This is a genomic window from Tepidimonas alkaliphilus, assembly GCF_007556595.1.
In the GTDB taxonomy this organism is placed as follows: domain Bacteria; phylum Pseudomonadota; class Gammaproteobacteria; order Burkholderiales; family Burkholderiaceae_C; genus Tepidimonas; species Tepidimonas alkaliphila.
In genome coordinates this window covers 40,299-61,671 of sequence record NZ_VJNB01000011.1, presented here as the reverse complement: position 1 = coordinate 61,671, position 21,373 = coordinate 40,299, and the positions used below count along the sequence as shown (strand labels likewise).

Genomic DNA, 21,373 nt, shown 5'->3' with positions numbered 1-21,373 from the left:
CACGGAAGGGGAACCCACGCATGCGAACCCAACAGCGAGGTCTGAGCCTGATGGGCCTGATCGTGACTGGCATCGTGGTGGCGGTGCTGGTGGTGCTGGCCGCCGAAATCGTGCCGTCGGTCAGTGAATATTCGTCCATCCAGAAGGCCGTCAAGCGCGCCGCGCAAAGCGGTTCCAATCCCACCGAAATCCGCAACGCCTTCGATCGCGCCAAGGCCGCCGATTATTTCCAAGCCATCAGCGGCCAAGATCTCAAAATCACCAAAGTGGGCGACCGCTACGTGGTGGAATTTGCCTACGACAAAGAAATCCACCTGGTTGGCCCGGCCTACCTGGTGCTCAAATACCGAGGTCGCAGCGAGTGACAAGGTCGGGCCGCGAAGAGGCCGAAGCGTGGGCGGCTTTGCAACGTCGCTTGGGACATACCTTTGCCAACCCGGCGCTGCTGCAGCGGGCGTTGACGCATCGCAGCTTGAGTGCCGATCATTACGAGCGGCTGGAATTTCTGGGCGATGCGGTGCTGGGGCTGGTGGTGGCCACGCTGCTGGTGCAGCGCCTGCCGCAGGGGCGCGAGGGTGATTTGTCGCGTGCGCGCGCGGCGCTGGTGCGCCAGGACGCGCTGCACCGCATCGCGTTGCAGCTGGGCGTGCCCGCGCTGGTGCGTTTGGGCGAGGGCGAGCGCCGCAGCGGCGGGTCGACGCGCCCCTCGATTCTGGCCGATGTGGTGGAGGCATTGCTCGGCGCGGTGTATCTGGATGCCGGCTTTGAGGCTGCGCTGGCGGTGGCGCGCCGCTGGTATGACGAGGCGCAGCTCGGCGTGGCCGCCGGCAAAGACCCCAAGACCGCCTTGCAGGAGTGGTTGCAAGCCCGGCGTCGGCCCTTGCCACGATACGAGGTGGTGGCGGTGCACGGCGAGGCGCATGCGCAAACCTTCGAGGTTGCCTGCTCGGTCGAGGGGGTCGCGCAGCCCGCCCGCGGACAGGGACCCTCGCGGCGCGCCGCTGAGCAACAGGCGGCGGCGGCGATGCTGCAGCGGTTGCAAGACAGCGCGCAGCATCCTGCCCCGGCATCGGTCTGAGCGCACGAGATTGGGCGATTCGCAATGAATTCGGATCACCTCGCTGCCACCGCTGGGGCCTTGCCGACGGCCACGCGCTGCGGCTACATCGCCATCGTCGGCAAGCCCAACGTCGGCAAATCAACGCTGCTCAACGCGTTGGTGGGGGCCAAGATCAGCATCACCTCGCGCAAGGCGCAAACCACGCGCCACCGCATCCACGGCATCCGCACCGAGGGGGCCACTCAATACATCTTCGTCGATACGCCCGGCTTTCAGACCCGGCACGACAACGCGCTGAACCGGGCGCTGAATCGCACGGTGGTGGCCACCCTGGCCGATGTCGATGTGGTGTTGTTTGTGGTGGAGGCGGGGCGCTTCGATTTGGCCGATGCCAAGGTGCTGGCCTTGTTGCCGTCCAATGTGCCAGTGTTGCTGGTGGCCAACAAGCTTGATCGCGTGCACCGCCGCGCGGAGCTGGCCCCTTGGCTGCGCAGCATGCAGGACCGGCATCCGTTTGCGGAGTTCTTCCCGATGTCGGCGCGCCAAGCCCGCGACGTGCAGCGGCTGCTGGCGCTGTGCGAGCGTTACCTGCCGCAGCAGCCTTGGCTCTACGAGGCCGATGACCTGACCGACCGCAGCGAGCGCTTCTTGGCTGGCGAGCTGGTGCGCGAGAAGCTGTTTCGGCTGACCGGCGATGAGCTGCCGTATGGCGCCACGGTGGTGGTGGACCGTTTTGAGCAAGAAGGGCAGCTGCGCCGCATCGCCGCCACCATCATCGTTGAGCGCGACAGCCACAAGGGCATGGTGATCGGCGAAGGCGGCGAACGCTTGAAGCGCATCGGCACCGAGGCGCGCCAGGAAATGGAGCGTCTCTGGGGGGGCAAGGTGTTTCTGGAGCTGTGGGTCAAGGTGCGCTCCGGCTGGGCTGATGACGAAGCCAAGCTGCGCGCCTACGGCTACGAGTAAGCGGCGGTGGCAAGGCGCAGCAGCCGCGTGCACGATGAGCCAGCCTTCGTCGTGCATCACTACGACTGGAGCGAATCCAGCCTGATTGTGGATGTGTTCACGCGCCACCACGGTCGGCTGGCCCTGGTGGCCAAAGGCGCCAAGCGGCCCGCCTCGGCGTTGCGCCCGTTGCTGGTGGCGCTGCTGCCGCTGCGGCTGGACTGGGGCGGTGGAGAAGAGCTGCCGGTGGTCAAAGCCGCTCATTGGGTCGGTGGTCACGTGCTGCCACAAGAGCAGGCGCTGTGGGCCGGCTTGCATCTGAATGAGCTCGTGCTGCGCCTGCTGCCGCGGGGCGAAGCGTTTCCTATGTTGTTTGACGCTTACGCGGCGGCCGTGCGCGCGCTGGCCCAGGGCGCGCCGCCGGCGCCGCTGTTGCGGGCTTTTGAGCTGATGCTGCTGCACGCCCAAGGCTGGCTGCCCGATTTGGCCATCGAGGCGGCGACGCGGCGACCCTTGCAAGCGCAACGACCCTATCGGCTGGTGGCCGAACACGGCCTCATCGCCGATGCGCGCGCCGCGCTGCTCGGCGCGCAGTGGATGGCGTTGCAAGCGGCGCTGCAAAGCCCCGACCCGTGGTCGGCGTTGCACGCAGGGGCTGCCGAGACGCTGGCCAGCGCGGCGCTGCGCACGCAGCTGCGGGCGCTGCTGCACTACCATAGCGGCGTGCGCGCGTGGCACGCCCGCGAAATGATGCGCGAGCTGCGCCGCCTGTGGTCTGCCTCCCATCGTCCGGATGAACTCGAGCCATGAACGAAGCCCGCCGCCGCACCGCGCTGTCGGTCAACGTCAACAAGGTGGCGCTGCTGCGCAACAGCCGTCACCTGGGTATCCCGAGCGTGGTGCGCGCCGCCACGCTGTGCCTGCAGGCTGGCGCGCACGGCATCACGGTGCACCCGCGTCCGGATGAGCGCCATATTCGCCGGCACGACGTGTTCGACATCGCCGAGCTGCTGCGCGACTGGCCGGGACGCGAATTCAACATTGAAGGCAACCCGTTTCACAACCTGCTGGACGTGGCGCGCGAGGTGGCCGCGCGCGGCCTGCCGCTGCACCAGCTGACCTTCGTGCCGGATGCGGTGGGGCAGTTCACCAGCGACCATGGCTGGTCTTTCCCTGAAGATGCCGAGCGGCTTCGCCCCGTGATCGCGCAGGCGCAGGCGCTGGGCGCGCGCGTCAGCCTGTTCATGGACCCCGAGCCCGAGCCGATGGCCGCCGCGCGCGCCGTCGGCGCCGATCGCGTCGAGCTCTACACCGAGCCGTACGCGGCGGCGTGGTCCGACTCGGCGGCGCGCGCCGCGCAGCTGCGCCGCTACCGCGAGGCGGCGCTGGCGGCGCAGGCCGCCGGCCTGCAGGTCAACGCCGGGCACGACCTCAACCGCGACAACCTGACCGACTTCCTGCGCGCCGTGCCGGGGGTGGTGGAGGTCTCGATCGGCCACGCGCTGACGGCCGATGCGCTGGAGCTGGGCTACGCCGCCACCGTGCAGGCTTACCTGCGCTGCATCGACGCCGCCTACGAGGCCGGCGCGGAGGCGCCGTGATCGCCGGCGTCGGCGCCGACCTGTGCGACGTGCGTCGCATCGCCGCGGCGCTGCGGCGCCACGGCGAGCGCTTTGCGCAGCGCATCCTCGGCGAGCGGGAGCTGGCGCTGTGGTGTCAGCGCCAGGCGCGCTGCCCCGAGCGCGGCGTGCGCTTCGTCGCCACGCGCTTTGCGGCCAAGGAGGCGTTCAGCAAGGCCATCGGCCTGGGCCTGCGCGCGCCGATGACGTGGCGCGCCTGCCAGATTGTGCCGGCGGCCAGCGGGCAGCCGACCGTGCTGCTGGACGGCGCGCTGCGCGCCTGGTTCGAGCAGCGCCGCTGGCGCGCGCACGTGAGCTTAAGCGACGAGGGCGACCACGCGCTGGCCTTCGTCGTCGTCGAAACCCTGCCGGAGGAGCCCGCCCCATGCACGCCCCGCTGATCATCGATGTGGCCGGCCCGCGCCTGACGCCGGCCGACCGCGCGCGCCTGAGCCACCCGCTGGTCGGCGGCGTGATCCTGTTCGCGCGCAACGGGCGCGACCGCGCGCAGCTGGCGCGCCTGTGCGCGCAGATCAAGCGCGTGCGGCGCGACCTGCTGATCTGCGTGGATCACGAGGGCGGGCGCGTGCAGCGCTTCCGCGACGACGGCTTCACGCCGCTGCCGGCGATGCGCGAGCTCGGCCGCCTGTGGCGCGAGGCGCCCGAGAGCATGCCCGGCGAGGCGGCGCTTGCGGCCTGCAACGCCGCGGCGGCCACCGGCTGGGTCATGGCCGCCGAGCTGCGCGCCTGCGGCGTGGACCTCAGCTTCGCGCCGGTGCTCGATCTGGATCATGGCCGCAGCGCCGTCATCGGCGACCGCGCGTTCGACGCCGACGCGCGCGTGGTGACGCTGCTGGCGCAGGCGCTGATGCACGGCATGCGCGCCGCCGGCATGGCGCACTGCGGCAAGCATTTCCCCGGTCACGGCTGGGCCGAGGCCGACTCGCACACCGAGCTGCCGGTGGACGAGCGCACGCTGGAGGCGATCCTGGCCGAGGATGCGGCGCCGTACGGCTGGCTCAGCGCCACGCTGGCGGCGGTGATGCCGGCGCACGTGCTCTACCCGCAGGTCGATGCCGCGCGCCCGGCGGGGTTTTCGCGCCGCTGGCTGCAGGACATCCTGCGCGGGCTGCTCGGCTTCACCGGCGCCATCTTCAGCGATGACCTGGCGATGGCCGGCGCGCGCCGGCTGGACGGCCGCGAGCTGACCTACACCGAGGCGGCGCTGGCGGCGCTTGAGGCCGGCTGCGACCTCGTGCTGCTGTGCAACCAGAGCACGGTGGACGGGGGAGCGGCCATCGACGACCTGATCGAGGAGCTGGCGCGCGCCTACTACGAGGGCCGCTGGCAGCCGGACGAGGCTGCCGAGGCGCGCCGGCGCGCGCTGCTGCCGACCGCTGCGGCCCCGGACTGGGACGAGCTGATGGCCGATCCGCGCTACCAGCGCGCGCTGGAGCTGCTGCCCTGATGGTCGCGCCGCGGCGCGCGTGGCTCAGGCCACCGCGTCGGCGCTCTGGCGCGTCAGCAGCGCCAGCACGTTGGCCACCGTGGCGCGCAGCTCGCGCCGGTCGCAGATCATGTCGATCGCGCCCTTCTGCAGCAGGAACTCGGCGCGCTGGAAGCCTTCCGGCAGCTTGACGCGCACGGTGTTCTCGATCACGCGCGGGCCGGCAAAGCCGATCAGCGCCTTCGGCTCGGCGATCACGACGTCGCCCATGAAGGCAAAGCTGGCGGAGACGCCGCCCATCGTCGGGTCGGTCAGCACGCTGATGAACGGCAGGCGCTGGCGCGCCAGGCGGGTCAGCGCCGCGTTGGTCTTGGCCATCTGCATCAGCGACAGCAGGCCCTCCTGCATGCGCGCGCCGCCGGTGGCGGTGAAGCAGATGAACGGCACGCGCTGCTCAAGGGCGTGCTCGACGCCGCGCACGAAGCGCTCGCCGACCACCGAGCCCATCGAGCCGCCCATGAAGTCGAACTCGAAGCACGCCGCCACCACCGGCAGCGTGTGCACGGCGCCGCCCATCACCACCAGCGCGTCGGTCTCGCCGGTGGCCTCCAGCGCCTCCTTCAGGCGCTCGGGATACTTGCGGCTGTCCTTGAATTTCAGCGCATCGACCGGCAGCACCTCCTGCCCGATCTCGTAGCGCCCTTCGGGGTCGAGGAAGGCGTCCAGCCGCGCGCGCGCGCCGATGCGGTGGTGGTGCGCGCAGTGCGGGCAGACGTTGAGGTTCTTCTCCAGATCGGCCTTGTAGAGCACCGAGTCGCAGCTCGGGCACTTGATCCACAGCCCCTCGGGGATGCTGCGGCGCGCGCCGCCGCTGATCTTCGGGGGCAGCAGTTTTTCCAGCCAGGACACGGGCAAGACTCCTTTGTGCAGAGGCGCTGAGCCCCGCGCAGGGTGGGGCCGAGCCGTGCATGAGAGCCGATTATGCGCCAGCGGGCGGCAGCGCATCCAGCGCCGCGCGCAGCCCGGCGACGAAGTCGCGCGCGGCCTGCGCGCGCGCCGCCGCCGGCGCCTGCTCCAGCACCTGGATCAGCCGCGTGCCGACCACCACCGCGTCGGCGTGCCGCCCCACCGCCTGGGCGCTGTCGGCGTCGCGGATGCCAAAGCCCACCCCCACTGGCACGCGCACGTGCGCGCGGATGCGCGGCAGCTTCTCCGCCACCGAGGCGGCGTCCAGGTGCGCCGCGCCAGTGACGCCCTTGAGCGACACGTAATACACGTAGCCGCTGGCCAGCCGTCCGACCTGCGCGATGCGCGCGTCGGTGCTGGTCGGCGCCAGCAGAAAGATCAGATCCAGCCCGTGCGCGCGCAGCGCGGCGGCAAACTCGGCGCATTCCTCCGGCGGGTAGTCCACGATCAGCACGCCATCCACCCCGGCCTCGGCCGCCGCGCGCGCGAAGCTGCCGGCGCCGTGGCGCCGCTCCCACGACTCCACCGGGTTGGCGTAGCCCATCAGCACCAGCGGCACGTCGGCGTGGCGCGCGCGGAAATCGCGCGCCAGCGCCAGCACCCGGGCCAGATCGACGCCGTGCGCCAGCGCCTGCTCGCCGGCGCGCTGGATCACCGGGCCGTCGGCCATCGGGTCGGAAAATGGCACGCCGAGTTCGAGGATGTCGGCGCCGCCGGCCACCAGCGCATCCAGGATGGCCGGCGTTTCCTGCGGCGACGGAAAGCCCGCGGTGACGAACGGGATCAGCGCGCGGCGGCCCTGCGCGCGCAGGCGCTCGAAGGTGGCGGCAATCCGGCTCATGCGGCGCCTCCCCCGGCGACCTTGACGCTCTGCCCGCGGCAGCTTGGCCGGCAGTAGAAGTCGGCGCCCGACAGGTCGGCCACGGTGCCGATGTCCTTGTCGCCGCGGCCGGAGAGGTTGACCAGGATCGTCTGGTCGGGGCGCATCGTCGGCGCGGTCTTGATCGCCCACGCCACCGCGTGGCTGGATTCCAGCGCCGGGATGATGCCCTCGGTGCGCGCCAGCCGGTGGAAGGCCGCCAGCGCCTCCTCGTCGGTGACGCCGACGTACTCGGCGCGCCCGCTGTCCTTCAGCCAGGCGTGCTCCGGGCCGACGCCAGGGTAGTCCAGCCCGGCGCTGATCGAGTGCGTCTCGGTGATCTGGCCGTCGGCGTTCTGCAGCACGTAGGTGCGGTTGCCGTGCAGCACGCCGGGCGCGCCGCGCTGCAGCGAGGCGGCGTGGCGCCCGCTGTCCAGCCCCGCCCCGGCCGCCTCCACCCCGACCAGCCGCACCTGCGGGTGGGGGATGTAGGGGTGAAAGATTCCCATCGCGTTGCTGCCGCCGCCGACGCAGGCCACCACCACGTCCGGGTGGGGGCCGCCGCAGCCCGGCAGGCCCAGTTCGGCCAGCATCTCGGGCATCTGCTGCAGGCACTCGCGCCCGATCACGCTCTGGAAGTCGCGCACCATCATCGGATACGGGTGCGGCCCGGCGACGGTGCCGATGATGTAGAAGGTGTGTTCGACGTTGGTGACCCAGTCGCGCAGCGCCTCGTTGAGCGCGTCCTTCAGCGTCCTGCTGCCGGACTCCACCGGCACCACGGTGGCGCCCAGCAGCTTCATGCGGTAGACGTTGGGGCTTTGGCGCTTGACGTCCTCGCTGCCCATATAGACCACGCACTCCAGCCCGTAGCGCGCGCAGATGGTGGCGGTGGCCACGCCGTGCTGGCCGGCGCCGGTCTCGGCGATCACGCGCGGCTTGCCCATGCGCCGCGCCAGCAACGCCTGGCCGATGACGTTGTTGATCTTGTGCGCGCCGGTGTGGTTGAGGTCCTCGCGCTTGAGCAGGATCTGCGCGCCGCCGAGCTCGCGGCTCAGACGCTGCGCGTGGTAGATCGGCGAGGGGCGACCGACGAAATGCTTGAGCTCGTGCTCGAATTCGCGCTGAAACGCCGGATCGCGGCGGCAGCGTTCGTAGGCGGCGCGCAGCTCGTCGATGGCGTGCGTTAGCGTCTCACTGACGAAGCTGCCGCCGTAGGGGCCAAAATGGCCGCGGGCATCGGGTAAATCATAAGCGTGCATGGTTCGACCATCCTAGGGAGCGCTGCCAAACGGCGTTGGCGGGCGCAGGCGCCCGCGCAGCGGGCCATCCGAAAGGCTGCATGAGCGCAGCGGTCACGTCCCCTCCGCGTCGGCCTGCCGCACAGCGGCGATGAAGGCCGACACTTTCGCGGGGTCTTTGATCCCTTTGGCGGCTTCGACGCCGGAGGAGACGTCAACGCCCCAGGGACGCACCCGCCGCACGCCATCGGTCACATTTGCGGGTGTGAGTCCACCAGACAAAACGACCCGAGCGGCGGCGCCAAGACGAGGATGTGACCACGGCAGCGCGTTCCAGTCGAAGGCATGGCCGCCGCCGCCATATCCGGGTACGTGGGCATCGACCACCAGGCCCACCGCAGCGGCAAACCGATCGCTGAATTCTAGAAGATCGAACCCGCCCGCACCAGCCCCGAGCGGCACGCGCGCCGCGCGCAGCCACGGGCGGCCTTGCGCCAGCGCGGCGCAGTCCTGCGGCGTTTCGTCGCCATGGAATTGCAGCCAGGCGTGCGGCACCGCTTGCAGACCGGCGTCCACCTCGTCGGCGCGGGCGTTGACGAACAGCAGCACCGGCGTGACGAACGGCGGCAGCCGCTGCGCCAGCTGGCCGGCGCGCGCCGGTGTCACCGCGCGCGGGCTGGCCGGATACAGCACGAAGCCGACCGCATCGGCGCCGGCGGCGGCGGCGTGCTCGACGTCGGCCTCGCGCGTCAGGCCACAGATTTTGATGCGGGTGCGACGCATGGCAGGATTCGTCAGAGGGGCAACCAGTCGAAGGCCGCCGTGCGCTGCGGCAAGCCAAGCTCGGCATCGTAAACCGGCCCGAGAAAATACAGCCCGTCGGGTGCAAAGGTCGGGGCGGCGACCTCGCGCCGGCGCGCCGCCAGCACCTCGGCCATCCAGTCGGGAGGCTTGAGTCCCTGGCCCACCGCGATCAGGCAGCCCATGATGTTGCGGATCATGTGGTGCAGGAAGGCGTTGGCCTCGAAGTCGAAGCGCCAGTAGGGCCCGCGGCGGCGGATGTCGAGCCGGCGCAGCGTCTTGACCGGGGAGGCCGCCTGGCACTGCGCGGCGCGAAACGAGCTGAAGTCGTGCTCGCCGATCAGGTGCCGCGCCGCCGCCTGCATCGGCTCCAGCGCCAGCGGGCGAAACACCCAGCCGACGCGTCCGGCCTCCACGCTCGGGCGCACCGGGGATTCCAGCACGATGTAGGCGTAGCGGCGCGCCCGTGCGCTGTTGCGCGCGTGAAAGCTCGAGGGCACCTCCTGCGCCCACTGCACCGCGATGTCGGGCGGCAGGTAGCGGTTGACGCCGCGCACCCATGAAAACATCGCCCGCTGCACTGGCGCATCAAAGTGCACCACCTGGTTGAGCCCGTGCACGCCAGCGTCGGTGCGGCCAGCGCACAGGGTCGCAATCGCCGGCGCATTGGCGAAGGCGGCCAGCGCCCGCTCCAGCTGATCTTGCACGGTCGCGCCGCCCGGCTGGCTCTGCCAGCCTTGGTAGGCGGTGCCGAGGTAGCTCATCCCCAATGCGATGCGCATCGTGTCGCCGCAGGGAGCCTTCAGCCCAGCTGCGCGAGGAACGCCTGCGCGCGTTCGCGCAGCTCGCCCTGCGCTTCGGCCAGTACTTCCTCGGCCAGGATGCGCGCGCCGTCGATGTCGCCGATGGCCTCGAACTCGCGTGCCAGCGACAGCTTGGTCTCCAGCGGGTCGCGATCGGGGGCTGCGGGCGCGCCGGCGGAGGCGTCCTCCGGCATGGCCGCGGCTGGCGCGGCGGCTTCCTGGCCGTCATCCAGCGGCAGATCCAGCGACAATTCCGCCACCTCAGGCGGAAGACCCGCAGGGGAGGGAGCTTGAGCCGTCGCCTCGGAGACGCTCTGCCCGTCGTCCTCAGGCCAATCCAGTTCCAACGCCAAGTCATCGCCTTCGGTAGGGCCTGGCTGCTCGGGTGACGCAGGCTCGCTGGCTGCCGCTGGGTCAGAGGCGGCGGCGGTTTCGAAGGATGTCGAGGCGGGCGCGGACCAAGACGAGGCGGCCTCCAGCGGGGCGTCCAGCGTCGGCGGCTCGTCCGCCGCGGACGACAGCCCGGTGGCGGCCACGCCCGCTGCCACCATCGCCGCCCCGACCGCTGCCGTGGCGGGCGCTGAAGTGGAGCGATACAGCGGGTTGTCGGGGTCAAGCTCGCGACCCAGCTCGCAGGTGCGTTGCCATTCGGGGCTGTCGGCGGTGCACAGCGGTTGCAGCGCGCGCGCTTCGGTTTCGAAGGCAGCGGCGTCGCCGCGCCGCGCCAACAGCTCCAGCAGCTTGAGACGAGCGTCCAAGCGGTGCGGCTGCACGGCCAGCGCTTCCCGCAGCCGGTCCTGCGCTTGCGCCTCGCGGCCATGCGCAAGCAGAAGCTGCGCTTCGGCCACCGGATCGAGGCGATCGTCATCTGCCGGTGAGTCGGCGCTTTCGGAGGCAGGCTCAGGGGTAGGCTGCGGCGTCGGCTCAGCCGCTGGCATCGCAGGCGCCGTTTGGGACGAGCGACGCCGCCGCAGCCCCCACCACGCCAAACCGGCCAGCAGAGCCAGCGCGCCGCCGGCGGCTGGCAGCGCCCACGGGTGCCGCAGCCATGCCTCCACCGGGCCCGAAGGTTCGGACGGCTGCGGCGGCAGGGGGGCGCTGACCGCTGGCGTGGGAGCGTTCGCTCCGACGTCCGCGGGCTGGGCGGGAGAAGCGTCTTGGCCGACCTGGGGCGCAGCATCCCCGGTCACCTCGGTCGCCGTCGAGGCCGACGCCCCCGTTTCAGCCGAGGGCGGCTCCGAAGGCGCCGTTGCTTGAGCTTGAGCGCGCAATTGCTCCAGCTCGCGCAGGTTGCGTTCCAGCTCCGCGGCGCGTTGTTGTTGCTCTTGCTGTTGCCGTTCGATCGCTAAACGCTGGGCTTCCTGCGCGTCCCGCTCGGCTTTGCTCAGGGTGAGCTTGTCTTGGGCGCTGGCTTGCGGCGCCGCATCGGCGACTGCCGCCTCGACCTTGCCTTGCGCCTGGCGCTGGGGTGCGGCGGTGTGCTGCGCGGGCGCCGCCGCTGCCAGCCGGCGCCGGTACGCGTTGAAGTCACGGGTTTGCGCCGCCACCAGCGCGCGGGCTTCGGCCGCGTCGATGCGCCCAACGTCGGCGGTGTCAGGCACGTCGATCACCGCGCCCGCTTTGATCAGGTGGACGTTGCCGCGGATGAACGCATCGGGGTTGGCGCGCAGCAGCGCCACCAGCATCTGTTCGAGCGTGACCCCTTCAGGCCGGTGGCGCTGCGCGATGCGCCCGGCGGTATCCCCTGGCCGCACCACGATGCGCGTGGGGGCTGCGCTGGAGGCGGCTGAGCCGTGGTCCGCCTGGGCGCGCGCCGTTCCTGCGCGGCGCGCAGGGGATTGGGACGACGCCGGGTCGGCGGATGTCTGGGGGTCAGAGGGCGCGACCGCCGTGGGCGGCGCCGCCGCCTGGGGGGGGGCAGGCACGGCTGGCTCCAGCAACGGGGTCACCGGGGCCGGTGCACGCGCTGAGGGCGGCTCCAACAACAGGGTGTAGCCACGCAGCAGTTCCCCGCCGGCCCAGCGGGCCACGACGATAAGATCCACAAACGGTTCGCTGATCCGACGTTCGCTGCGCACTTCGATGATCGCACGTCCGTCGGGGCGACGCTGCAGCTGCAACGTAATGTCCCGCAGCCAAGGCGCAGGGTCCAAGTTGGCGCTGCGGTAGCGTGCCGGATCGGCCAGCTCCACCCGCAAGGTGGCTGCCTCCTCTTCGGTCAGGGCGGGTAGCTCGATTTCGGCGCGCAACGGCTCACCCAGCTGCGATTGCACCGACACCCGGCCCAGCGCCAAGGCCCACGCCTCGCTGGCCGACAGCGCAGCGCTCAGCGCGGCGATGGCCGCCACCTGCCGCCAGCGGGCGCGCGGTGACAACAAAGGGAATCCTAGGCTCGGCACGACACAACCTCGACGTGAGTTTGCTGCGGCGCAGGCCGCCAACCCCCACATCATAGTGCGGGCCCGCCCGGCTGCGCGGCAAACGGGCGAGCCGCCTGGGCGCGCCGCGTTGCCCAAGCACAACGCGGCAGCCTTTGCAGGCCGCCGTGGCTGCCAACGCCGCGCGGCGTTTAAGCCCCCAGCAGGATGCGCAGCATGCGCCGCAGCGGTTCGGCGGCGCCCCACAGCAGCTGGTCGCCGATCACAAAGGCCGAAACGTATTCGGGCCCCATATTGAGCTTGCGCACGCGGCCCACGCCCACCTGCAACGTGCCGGTGATGGCCGCCGGGGTCAGTTCCTTGACGGTAAGGGCGCGGTCGTTGGGCACCCACTTGACCCAGGGGTTGCCGCTCTTGATGATGGCCTCGATCTCGTCCAGCGGCAGGTCGCGCTTGAGCTTGAGCGTCAGCGCCAGGCTGTGGCAGCGCATGGCGCCGATGCGCACGCACAGGCCATCGACGGGGATGGTCTGCTCGGTGCCGAGGATCTTGTTAACCTCGGCCTGGCCCTTCCACTCCTCCTTGGACTGGCCGTTGGGCAGCTGCACGTCGATCCAGGGGATGAGACTGCCGGCCAGCGGCGCGCCGAAGAATTCGGTTGGCACGTCCTGGCGGATCGCCTGCGCCACCCGGCGGTCGATCTCCAGGATCGCCGAGGCCGGGTCGGCCAGCAGGTCGGCCACCGCGCCGTGAATCACGCCCATGCCCTTGAGCAGCTCGCGCATGTGGTTGGCGCCGGCGCCCGAGGCGGCCTGGTAGGTCATGGAGCTGACCCACTCGACGAGGTTTTCGCGGAACAGACCGGCCAGCCCCATCAACAGGATGGAGTTGGTGCAGTTGCCGCCGATCCAGTTCTTGCCGCCGGCGGCTAGCGCCTTGCGGATGACGTGCTCGTTGACCGGGTCGAGGATGATGACCGCGTCCGGCTCCATGCGCAGCGCGCTGGCGGCATCGATCCAGTGCCCCTGCCAGCCGGCGGCGCGCAGCTTCGGGAACACCTCCTTGGTGTAGTCGCCACCCTGGCAGGTAAGGATGATGTCGCACTCGGCCAGCGCGGCCAGGTCGTGCGCGTCGCGCAGCGTCGGGTGCGCCTTGGCCTGCGCCGGAGCGGGGCCGCCGGCGTTGGAAGTCGAGAAGAAGATCGGCTCGATCAGGTCGAAGTCGCCTTCGGCGACCATGCGGTCCATCAGGACCGAGCCGACCATGCCGCGCCAGCCGACCAGGCCGACCTTGTTGCCTACATGGTTCATCGCGTGTGCCCTTTCTTTTGCTGCCGTGGAGATTGATCTTTGGCTGGCCCGGCTCGTCTGGCCGGGAGGGCGCACGACGAACCAGGCTGGAGTCAGCCGTCAATGGGGGTCGTGGTTTTGGCGGTCGCGCGCGCGCCGCCGGCCCGGCGGGCGGCGGGGGAGAAGGGGGCGCGGAGGAAAACCGACATCTCGTCCAATTTTATTGGCTGCAACCCCGCTCGCTCGAGCTGGGCGCGTAAGCATCAGCCGAGCGCCCGCACCACCGCGTCGCCCATCGCCGCGGTGCCGACGACGGTGCAGCCATCGCTGGCGATGTCGGCGGTGCGCAGGCCGTCGGCCAGCACCGTCTGCACCGCGGCCTCGATGCGCGCGGCGGCCTCGGGCTGCTTGAGCGAGAAGCGCAGCATCATCGCGGCGCTCAGGATCGTGGCCAGCGGATTGGCCACGCCCTTGCCGGCGATGTCCGGCGCGCTGCCGTGGCTGGGTTCGTAGAGGCCCTGGCCGCGCTCGTTGAGGCTGGCCGATGGCAGCATGCCGATCGAGCCGGTCAGCATCGCGGCCTCATCCGACAGGATGTCGCCAAACATGTTGCCAGTGACGAGCACGTCGAACTTTTTCGGGGCCTTGACCAGCTGCATCGCCGCGTTGTCCACATACATGTGCTCCAGCTCGACGTCGGGGTAGTCGCGGTGCACCTCGGCGACCACGTCTTTCCACAGCTGCGAGGTTTCCAGCACATTGGCTTTGTCCACGCTGGTGACCTTGCGGCGGCGCTGGCGCGCGGCCTCGAACGCCACGCGTGCGATGCGCTCGATCTCCGGGCGGCTGTAGCGCATGGTGTCGAACGCCTCCTCCGCGCCGGCGAACGGACCATCCGGCGCGCGGCGACGACCGCGCGGCTGGCCGAAGTAGATGTCGCCGGTCAGCTCGCGGATGATCAGAATGTCCAGTCCTGCCACCAGCTCGGGCTTCAGGCTGGAGGCGTGCGTCAGCTGCGGGTAGCAGATCGCCGGGCGGAAGTTGGCGAACAGCCCGAGCGCCTGGCGCAGGCCGAGGATGGCCTGCTCCGGCCGCAGCGGGCGCGGCAGCGTGTCGTATTTCCAGTCGCCCACGGCGCCAAACAGCACCGCGTCGGCCTGCTGCGCGAGCCTGAGCGTCGCCTCCGGCAGCGGATGGCCGGCGGCCTCATAAGCGGCGCCGCCCACCGGGGCGGTCTCCATCTCCAGCGGCAGGGCCAGCGCCTTGAGCACCTTGACGGCCTCCGCGATGATTTCAGGCCCGATGCCGTCACCGGGCAAGACAGCGATCTTCATGGTCATCCTGGGTGGGGGCAATGGTCGGCACGAGGCGACAGCCAGTCGAGCCCGTTACGGGTGGCGAAGGCCGGTTTAGCCTGCCCAAGTGCGCGCCAGCCACGGGAAGCGGGCCAGCCGCTCGGCTTCGAAGGCGCGAATCTTGTCGGCATGACGCAGCGTCAGACCGATGTCGTCCAGCCCGTTGAGCAGGCAGTAGCGGCGAAACGGCTGCACCTCAAACGCGATTTCGGCACCGTCCGGCTGCACGATGACTTGACGCTCCAGATCGATCGTCAGCTCGTAGCCAGGGAAGGCATACACCTCGTGGAACAGCCGATCCACCGTGGCCTCTGGCAGCACAATCGGCAGCAGGCCGTTTTTGAAGCAGTTGTTGAAAAAGATATCCGCAAAGCTGGGCGCGATCAGCGCCCGAAAACCATATTGCTGGATCGCCCACGGCGCGTGCTCGCGGCTGGAGCCGCAGCCGAAGTTCTGGCGCGCCAACAAGATGCTGGCCCCCTGGTAGCGCGGCTGGTTCAGCACGAAATCGGGGTTGGGCTGCCGCGTGGCCGGATCCTTGCCGGGCCAGCCGGGGTCAAGGTAGCGCCATTCGTCAAACAAGTAGGGCCCAAAGCCACTCTTGCGGATGGACTTCAGGTACTGCTTGGGGATGATGGCGTCGGTATCGACGTTTTCGCGGTCGATCGGCGCGACCAGCCCGCGGTGCACGGTGAAGCGTTCCATTTATTTTTTGGCCGCATCTTGCAGCACTTGGCCGCCTTTTTGAATGTCTTTGCCCAGGCCCGCCACGGTGTTGCAGCCGGCCAGCGCCAGCCCGCAGATCACGAGGGCCCAACCCAACAGGCGTTGCATCATCGCGCAGTCCTCCTGCATCCTGCGTGGCGCCGCGCGTTTAGGCCAGCGCCCGCACATCGACAAACCGGCCCAACACCGCCGCCGCAGCGGCCATGGCCGGGCTGACCAGATGGGTGCGCCCGCCCGCGCCTTGCCGCCCTTCAAAGTTGCGGTTGCTGGTGGAGGCGCAGCGCTCGCCAGGCTCCAGCCGGTCGGCGTTCATCGCCAGGCACATCGAACAACCCGGCTCGCGCCATTCGAAGCCAGCGGCGCGAAAGACCTCGTGCAGCCCTTCCGCTTCAGCGGCGGCCTTGACCTGGCCGGAGCCGGGCACCACCAGGGCCTGGCGCACGTGGCGCGCCACTTTTTGGCCGAGCTTGCGCACGATGGCGGCGGCCTCGCGCAAGTCTTCCAAGCGGCTGTTGGTGCACGAGCCGATGAAGACTTTGTCCACCGTGATGTCGGTGATCGCTTGGCCGGGCTTGAGCGCCATGTAGTGCAGCGCCCGCTCCATGGCCGCGCGCTTGACCGGGTCTTTTTCGCGTTCAGGATCGGGCACGCGGCTGCTGACCGGCACCACCATTTCCGGCGAGGTGCCCCAGGTCACCTGCGGCTCGATCTGGCTGGCATCCAGCTCCACCACCGCGTCCCAGTGCGCGTCGGGGTCGGAGTGCAGCGTGCGCCAGTGCGTCATCGCCATCTCCCACTCCGCGCCCTGCGGGGCGAGCGGCCGGCCACGCACGTATTCGAAGGTCTTCTCGTCCGGGGCCACCAGACCGGCGCGCGCCCCGGCCTCGATGGCCATGTTGCACACCGTCATGCGGCCTTCCATGCTGAGCGCCCGGATGGCGCTGCCGGCGAATTCGATGGTGTAGCCGGTGCCGCCGGCGGTGCCGATCTTGCCGATGATGGCCAGCACGATGTCCTTGGCCGAGCAGCCGCGCGGCAGCTCGCCCTCGACGCGGATCAGCATGTTGCGCGCCTTTTTGGCCAGCAGCGTCTGCGTGGCCAGCACGTGCTCGACCTCGCTGGTGCCAATGCCGTGCGCCAGCGCGCCAAACGCGCCATGCGTGCTGGTGTGGCTGTCGCCGCAGACCACCGTCATGCCAGGCAGCGTGGCGCCGTTTTCCGGGCCGATGACGTGCACGATGCCCTGGCGCTTGCTCAAGAACGGGAAGTAGGCCGCTGCGCCAAATTCGCGAATGTTGGCGTCCAGCGTGATGATCTGTTCTTTACTAATCGGGTCGGCGATGCCGTCGTAGCCGAGCTCCCAGCCGGTGGTGGGGGTGTTGTGGTCAGCCGTGGCCACGATCGAGGACACACGCCACGGCTTGCGCCCGGCGAGGCGCAGCCCCTCGAACGCCTGCGGGCTGGTGACCTCGTGCACCAGGTGGCGGTCGATGTAGAGGATGGCGGTGCCGTCCTCCTCGGTGTGGATGACGTGCTCGTCCCAGATCTTGTCGTAAAGCGTGCGGCCCATGGGTGTGGCAGAGTGCAGGCGGGTGCGGGCAACCCGATCCCCCCATTGTAGGCGGTCTGGCGTTGGCGCGGGTACGACCGGTTCGTTACGACGGGGGCGCCATGCCCCCGCACAACGTCAGCGCTGCTCGATCGGCTGCACGTCACGCCGCGCCGCGCCGGTGAAGAGCTGACGGGGACGGCCGATTTTGTATTCGGGGTCAGCCAGCATTTCGTTGAGCTGCGCAATCCAGCCCACCGTGCGCGCCAGCGCGAAGATGCCGGTGAACAAGCTGGTGGGAATGCCGATGGCGCGCTGCACGATGCCGGAGTAGAAGTCCACGTTCGGGTAGAGCTTGCGCTGCACGAAGTAGTCGTCCTCCAGCGCGATCTGCTCCAGCTTGCGCGCCAGCGCGAACAGCGGGTCGTTTTCCAGCCCGAGCTCGCCCAGCACCTCGTGGCAGGTCTCCTGCATCAGCTTGGCGCGCGGGTCATAGTTTTTATAGACGCGGTGGCCGAAGCCCATCAGCCGCACGCCGGAGGACTTGTCCTTGACCTTGGCGATGAATTCGCCAATCTTGGCCACGCCGCCCATCGCCTGGATTTCCTCCAGCATGTTCAGGCAGGCTTCGTTGGCGCCGCCGTGCGCCGGGCCCCACAGGCAGGCCACACCGGCGGCGATGGCCGCAAACGGGTTGGTGCCGGAGCTGCCGCACAGCCGCACGGTGGAGGTGGAAGCGTTTTGCTCGTGGTCGGCGTGCAGGATGAAGATGCGGTCCATCGCCCGCTCCAGCACCGGGTTGACCACGTAGTCCTCGCACGGCGTGGCAAACATCATGCGCAGGAAGTTGCCGGCGTAGCTGAGGTCGTTGCGCGGGTAGATGTAGGGCTGTCCAATGCCATACTTGTAGGCCATCGCCACCAGCGTCGGCATCTTGGCGATCAGGCGGATCGCCGCCACCTCGCGGTGTTCGGGGTTGTTGATGTCGGTGCTGTCGTGGTAGAAGGCCGACATCGCGCCCACCAGCCCGGTCAGCACCGCCATCGGGTGCGCGTCGCGCCGGAAGCCGCGCAGGAAGAACTGCATCTGCTCGTGCACCATCGTGTGCAGCGTGACGCGGCGCGTGAACTCGGCCTTCTGTTGCGCGTTGGGCAACTCGCCGTACAGCAGCAGGTAGCAGGTTTCCATGTAGTCGCACTGCGTGGCCAGCTGCTCGATCGGGTAGCCGCGGTAGAGCAGCTCGCCCTTGTCGCCGTCGATAAACGTGATGGCGGACTGGCACGACGCGGTGGACAAAAACCCCGGGTCGTAGGTAAACATGCCGGTCTGGGCGTAGAGCTTGCGGATGTCGATGACGTCCGGCCCCATGGTGCCGGAGTAAATCGGCAGCTCCACGCTGGGGGCGCCGTTGGAAAACGACAAAGTGGCCTTGTGCGCTTGCAGTTTCATGGGGCGAACCTCTTGGCTAGGGGCGGGCAAGTTAGGGTTGGGGACGAGGGGGACGCAGCAACGCCAGCACTTCCAGCGCCTCAGGGGTTACCCAGTCCCCTTCGGGCTCGCGGCGGCGCAGCAGCAGATCCAGCAAATCGTTGTCAGGCAGCTCCATCAAGACGTTCAAGCCGCGCGCGTGGCGGTCGGTGAGGGCGTGCGCGTGTCGCTCAAAAAAACGCTCGATCAGCAGATCGTTTTCCAGCAGGCCACGGCGGCAACGCCAGCGCAGGCGTGCGATGGCGTGGGCGTCCAACCTTTGCGCGGCGCGTGCATCCATCACCGGCCACCCTGCTGCGCTTCACACCGCGCGGCGCACCATCAGCTCTTTGATCTTGCCGATGGCCTTGGTGGGGTTGAGCCCTTTGGGGCAGACGTCCACGCAGTTCATGATGGTGTGGCAGCGGAACAACCGATACGGATCCTCCAGGTTGTCGAGCCGCTCGGCGGTGGCTTGATCCCGGCTGTCGGCGATGAAGCGATACGCCTGCAGCAGGCCCGCCGGGCCGACAAACTTGTCCGGGTTCCACCAGAAGCTCGGGCAGCTGGTGGAGCAGCTGGCGCACAGGATGCACTCGTAGAGGCCATTGAGCTCCTCGCGCTCCTGCGGCGATTGCAAGCGTTCCTTTTCCGGCGGCGGCGTGTCGTTGATCAGATAGGGCTTGATCGAGTGGTATTGCTTAAAGAACAGCGTCATGTCCACGATCAAGTCGCGGATCACCGGCAGCCCCGGCAGGGGCTTGAGCACGATGGTGTCGGGCAGCGTGCGCAGGTTGGTCAGGCACGCCAGCCCGTTCTTGCCGTTGATGTTCATCGCGTCCGAGCCGCACACCCCTTCGCGGCAGGAGCGGCGAAACGCCAGCGTTGGGTCGATTTCCTTGAGCTTGATCAGCGCATCCAGCAGCATGCGCTCGGTGGTCAGCTCCACCTCCAGCGTCTGCATGGTGGGCTTGGCGTCTTTGTCCGGGTCGTAGCGGTAGATCTTGAACGTGCGTTTGGCCATGGTCGGTTTCCTTCGCCGTGAGCTGCAAGCCCGGGTCAGAACGTGCGCACCTTGGGCGGGATGGATTCCACCGTCAGCGGCTTGAGGTTGACCGGCTTGTATTCGAGCCGGTTGCCGTCGCTGAACCACAGGGTGTGCTTGAGCCACTCCTTGTCGTTGCGGCCCAGCGGGCACTCAGGATCGTCGGCTGGGCGCTCGTAGTCTTTGACCGTGTGGGCGCCGCGGCACTCCTTGCGCGCCGCCGCCGAGGTCATCGTCGCCTGTGCAGCTTCGATCAGGTTTTCGACCTCCAGCGCCTCGATGCGCGCGGTGTTGAACACCTTGGAGGTGTCTTTCAGCCCGATGTGCGCGACGCGCTCGCGGATCGCGTTGATCTTGCGCACGCCCTCGTCCAAGCTGGCCTGGGTGCGGAAGACGCCGGCGTGCTGCTGCATCGTCTGGCGAATGTCGTTGGCCACATGCTGGGCGTATTCGCCATCGCGGCAGCTTTCCAGCCGCGCCAGGCGCGCCAGCGTGCGCTCGGCCGCGTCCTTCGGCAGCGGCTTGTGCTCGCGGCCGCGGTCGAGGTTGGCCACGATGTGGTTGCCGGCCGCACGGCCAAAGACCAGCAGGTCCAGCAGCGAGTTGGTGCCGAGGCGGTTGGCGCCATGCACCGACACGCACGAGCATTCGCCGACGGCATACAGGCCGTTCACCACCTTCTGGCCGCCCTGACCGTCGGGCACCACCACTTGGCCGTGGATGTTGGTCGGAATGCCGCCCATCTGGTAGTGGATGGTCGGCACCACGGGGATCGGCTCCTTGGTGATGTCCACATTGGCAAAGTTCAGGCCGATTTCATACACCGATGGCAGCCGCTTGTGGATGGTTTCCGGGCCCAGGTGGTCAAGCTTGAGCAGGATGTAGTCCTTGTTCGGCCCGCAGCCGCGGCCCTCCTTGATTTCCTGGTCCATGCAGCGGCTGACGAAGTCGCGCGGCGCCAGATCTTTGAGCGTCGGCGCATAGCGCTCCATGAAGCGCTCGCCGTTGCTGTTGAGCAGGATCGCGCCTTCGCCGCGGCAGCCCTCGGTCAGCAGCACGCCCGCGCCGGCCACGCCGGTCGGGTGGAACTGCCAGAACTCCATGTCCTGCAGTGGGATGCCGGCGCGCGCGGCCATGCCCAGCCCGTCGCCGGTGTTGATGAAGGCGTTGGTGCTGGCGGCGTAGATGCGCCCGGCCCCACCCGTGGCCAGCAGCGTGGCCTTGGCCTCCAGGATGTAGAGGTCGCCGGTTTCCATCTCCAGCGCGATGACCCCCAGCACATCGCCGTCGGCGTCGCGGATCAGATCCAGCGCCATCCATTCGACAAAGAACGTGGTCCGGGCAGCCACGTTTTGCTGATACAGCGTGTGCAGCATGGCGTGGCCGGTGCGGTCGGCGGCGGCGCAGGCGCGCTGCACGGGCTTTTCACCGTAGTTGGCGGTGTGGCCGCCGAACGGGCGCTGGTAGATGGTGCCGTCCGGGTTGCGGTCGAACGGCATGCCCATGTGCTCCAGCTCATACACCACCTTGGGCGCCTCGCGGCACATGAACTCGATGGCGTCCTGGTCGCCCAGCCAGTCCGAGCCCTTGACCGTGTCGTAGAAGTGGTAATGCCAGTTGTCCTCGGACATGTTGCCCAGCGCAGCGCCAATGCCGCCCTGCGCGGCGACCGTGTGCGAGCGCGTCGGGAACACCTTGGACAGCACCGCGACGTTGAGGCCGGCGCGCGCCAGCTGCAGCGAGGCGCGCATGCCCGAGCCGCCGGCGCCGACGATGACGACGTCGAAGCGGCGGCGGGGGAGTGGGGTGGTGACAAGGGTCAT

Annotated in this window: 22 protein-coding genes; 7 read left to right on the top strand and 15 right to left on the bottom strand. The window is 69.3% G+C overall.

Features of this window, described 5'->3' with window-relative positions:
• Positions 1-20: 20 nt before the first annotated feature.
• Genes Talka_RS10040 through nagZ form a run of 7 tightly spaced genes read left to right on the top strand, consistent with a single transcriptional unit; the run spans position 21 to position 5,092 of the window.
• Entirely contained in the window at positions 21-365 is a 345-nt protein-coding gene (locus tag Talka_RS10040; protein ID WP_143891184.1) for a DUF4845 domain-containing protein, read from the top strand.
• Positions 362-1,078, top strand: coding sequence for a ribonuclease III (gene rnc, locus Talka_RS10035; protein ID WP_143891183.1), 717 nt, complete (start codon positions 362-364; stop codon positions 1,076-1,078). The genes Talka_RS10040 and rnc overlap by 4 nt, the downstream gene beginning before the upstream one ends.
• A 24-nt stretch (positions 1,079-1,102) precedes the next feature.
• Positions 1,103-2,026, top strand: a complete 924-nt coding sequence (gene era / locus Talka_RS10030; protein ID WP_143891182.1) for a GTPase Era — start codon at positions 1,103-1,105, stop codon at positions 2,024-2,026.
• Positions 2,027-2,032: 6 nt separating this feature from the next.
• Complete coding sequence (gene recO / locus Talka_RS10025; protein ID WP_143891181.1) at positions 2,033-2,815, top strand: DNA repair protein RecO; 783 nt, start codon at positions 2,033-2,035, stop codon at positions 2,813-2,815.
• Positions 2,812-3,606 (top strand): pyridoxine 5'-phosphate synthase, encoded by a 795-nt coding sequence (locus tag Talka_RS10020; RefSeq protein WP_143891180.1) that lies wholly within the window; start codon positions 2,812-2,814, stop codon positions 3,604-3,606. The genes recO and Talka_RS10020 overlap by 4 nt, the downstream gene beginning before the upstream one ends.
• Entirely contained in the window at positions 3,603-4,025 is a 423-nt protein-coding gene (gene acpS / locus Talka_RS10015) for a holo-ACP synthase (RefSeq protein WP_143891179.1), read from the top strand. Before Talka_RS10020 ends, acpS begins: the two co-directional genes overlap by 4 nt.
• Complete coding sequence (gene nagZ / locus Talka_RS10010; RefSeq protein ID WP_143891178.1) at positions 4,010-5,092, top strand: beta-N-acetylhexosaminidase; 1,083 nt, start codon at positions 4,010-4,012, stop codon at positions 5,090-5,092. Before acpS ends, nagZ begins: the two co-directional genes overlap by 16 nt.
• 24 nt (positions 5,093-5,116) lie before the next feature.
• Here the strand turns inward: nagZ and accD are convergent, their stop codons facing one another.
• The 15 genes from accD to sdhA all read right to left on the bottom strand — a co-directional run bounded on the left by accD (position 5,117) and on the right by sdhA (position 21,373).
• A complete protein-coding gene (gene accD / locus Talka_RS10005) occupies positions 5,117-5,980 on the bottom strand; it encodes an acetyl-CoA carboxylase, carboxyltransferase subunit beta (protein ID WP_143891177.1) in 864 nt (287 codons plus the stop codon).
• Between the two features lie 70 nt (positions 5,981-6,050).
• The gene (trpA, locus tag Talka_RS10000; protein WP_143891176.1) at positions 6,051-6,878 is read right to left on the bottom strand and encodes a tryptophan synthase subunit alpha; all 828 of its coding nucleotides are present in this window, start codon (positions 6,876-6,878) and stop codon (positions 6,051-6,053) included.
• Positions 6,875-8,158, bottom strand: coding sequence for a tryptophan synthase subunit beta (gene trpB, locus Talka_RS09995; protein ID WP_143891175.1), 1,284 nt, complete (start codon positions 8,156-8,158; stop codon positions 6,875-6,877). The genes trpA and trpB overlap by 4 nt, the downstream gene beginning before the upstream one ends.
• A gap of 93 nt (positions 8,159-8,251) precedes the next feature.
• Positions 8,252-8,920, bottom strand: a complete 669-nt coding sequence (locus Talka_RS09990) for a phosphoribosylanthranilate isomerase (protein ID WP_143891174.1) — start codon at positions 8,918-8,920, stop codon at positions 8,252-8,254.
• A gap of 11 nt (positions 8,921-8,931) precedes the next feature.
• Positions 8,932-9,720, bottom strand: a complete 789-nt coding sequence (gene truA / locus Talka_RS09985) for a tRNA pseudouridine(38-40) synthase TruA (protein WP_143891173.1) — start codon at positions 9,718-9,720, stop codon at positions 8,932-8,934.
• Between the two features lie 20 nt (positions 9,721-9,740).
• Entirely contained in the window at positions 9,741-12,116 is a 2,376-nt protein-coding gene (locus Talka_RS09980) for a motility hub landmark protein FimV (RefSeq protein WP_143891172.1), read from the bottom strand.
• A 194-nt stretch (positions 12,117-12,310) separates the two neighbouring features.
• Positions 12,311-13,429 carry an aspartate-semialdehyde dehydrogenase gene (gene asd / locus Talka_RS09975; RefSeq protein WP_143891171.1) on the bottom strand — a complete coding sequence of 373 codons (1,119 nt, stop codon included), beginning with the start codon at positions 13,427-13,429 and terminating at the stop codon, positions 12,311-12,313.
• Between the two features lie 242 nt (positions 13,430-13,671).
• Positions 13,672-14,742, bottom strand: coding sequence for a 3-isopropylmalate dehydrogenase (leuB, locus tag Talka_RS09970; protein WP_143891170.1), 1,071 nt, complete (start codon positions 14,740-14,742; stop codon positions 13,672-13,674).
• Positions 14,743-14,817: 75 nt separating this feature from the next.
• A complete protein-coding gene (leuD, locus tag Talka_RS09965; protein ID WP_143891169.1) occupies positions 14,818-15,468 on the bottom strand; it encodes a 3-isopropylmalate dehydratase small subunit in 651 nt (216 codons plus the stop codon).
• A complete protein-coding gene (locus Talka_RS09960; RefSeq protein WP_143891223.1) occupies positions 15,469-15,597 on the bottom strand; it encodes an entericidin A/B family lipoprotein in 129 nt (42 codons plus the stop codon). It lies immediately after the preceding gene.
• Positions 15,598-15,637: 40 nt separating this feature from the next.
• Positions 15,638-17,059, bottom strand: a complete 1,422-nt coding sequence (gene leuC, locus Talka_RS09955) for a 3-isopropylmalate dehydratase large subunit (protein WP_143891168.1) — start codon at positions 17,057-17,059, stop codon at positions 15,638-15,640.
• A 117-nt stretch (positions 17,060-17,176) separates the two neighbouring features.
• The gene (gltA, locus tag Talka_RS09950) at positions 17,177-18,487 is read right to left on the bottom strand and encodes a citrate synthase (RefSeq protein ID WP_143891167.1); all 1,311 of its coding nucleotides are present in this window, start codon (positions 18,485-18,487) and stop codon (positions 17,177-17,179) included.
• A gap of 31 nt (positions 18,488-18,518) precedes the next feature.
• Complete coding sequence (locus Talka_RS09945) at positions 18,519-18,806, bottom strand: FAD assembly factor SdhE (protein ID WP_143891166.1); 288 nt, start codon at positions 18,804-18,806, stop codon at positions 18,519-18,521.
• A gap of 21 nt (positions 18,807-18,827) precedes the next feature.
• Positions 18,828-19,529 carry a succinate dehydrogenase iron-sulfur subunit gene (locus tag Talka_RS09940; RefSeq protein ID WP_143891165.1) on the bottom strand — a complete coding sequence of 234 codons (702 nt, stop codon included), beginning with the start codon at positions 19,527-19,529 and terminating at the stop codon, positions 18,828-18,830.
• A 35-nt stretch (positions 19,530-19,564) separates the two neighbouring features.
• A complete protein-coding gene (gene sdhA / locus Talka_RS09935) occupies positions 19,565-21,373 on the bottom strand; it encodes a succinate dehydrogenase flavoprotein subunit (protein WP_143891164.1) in 1,809 nt (602 codons plus the stop codon).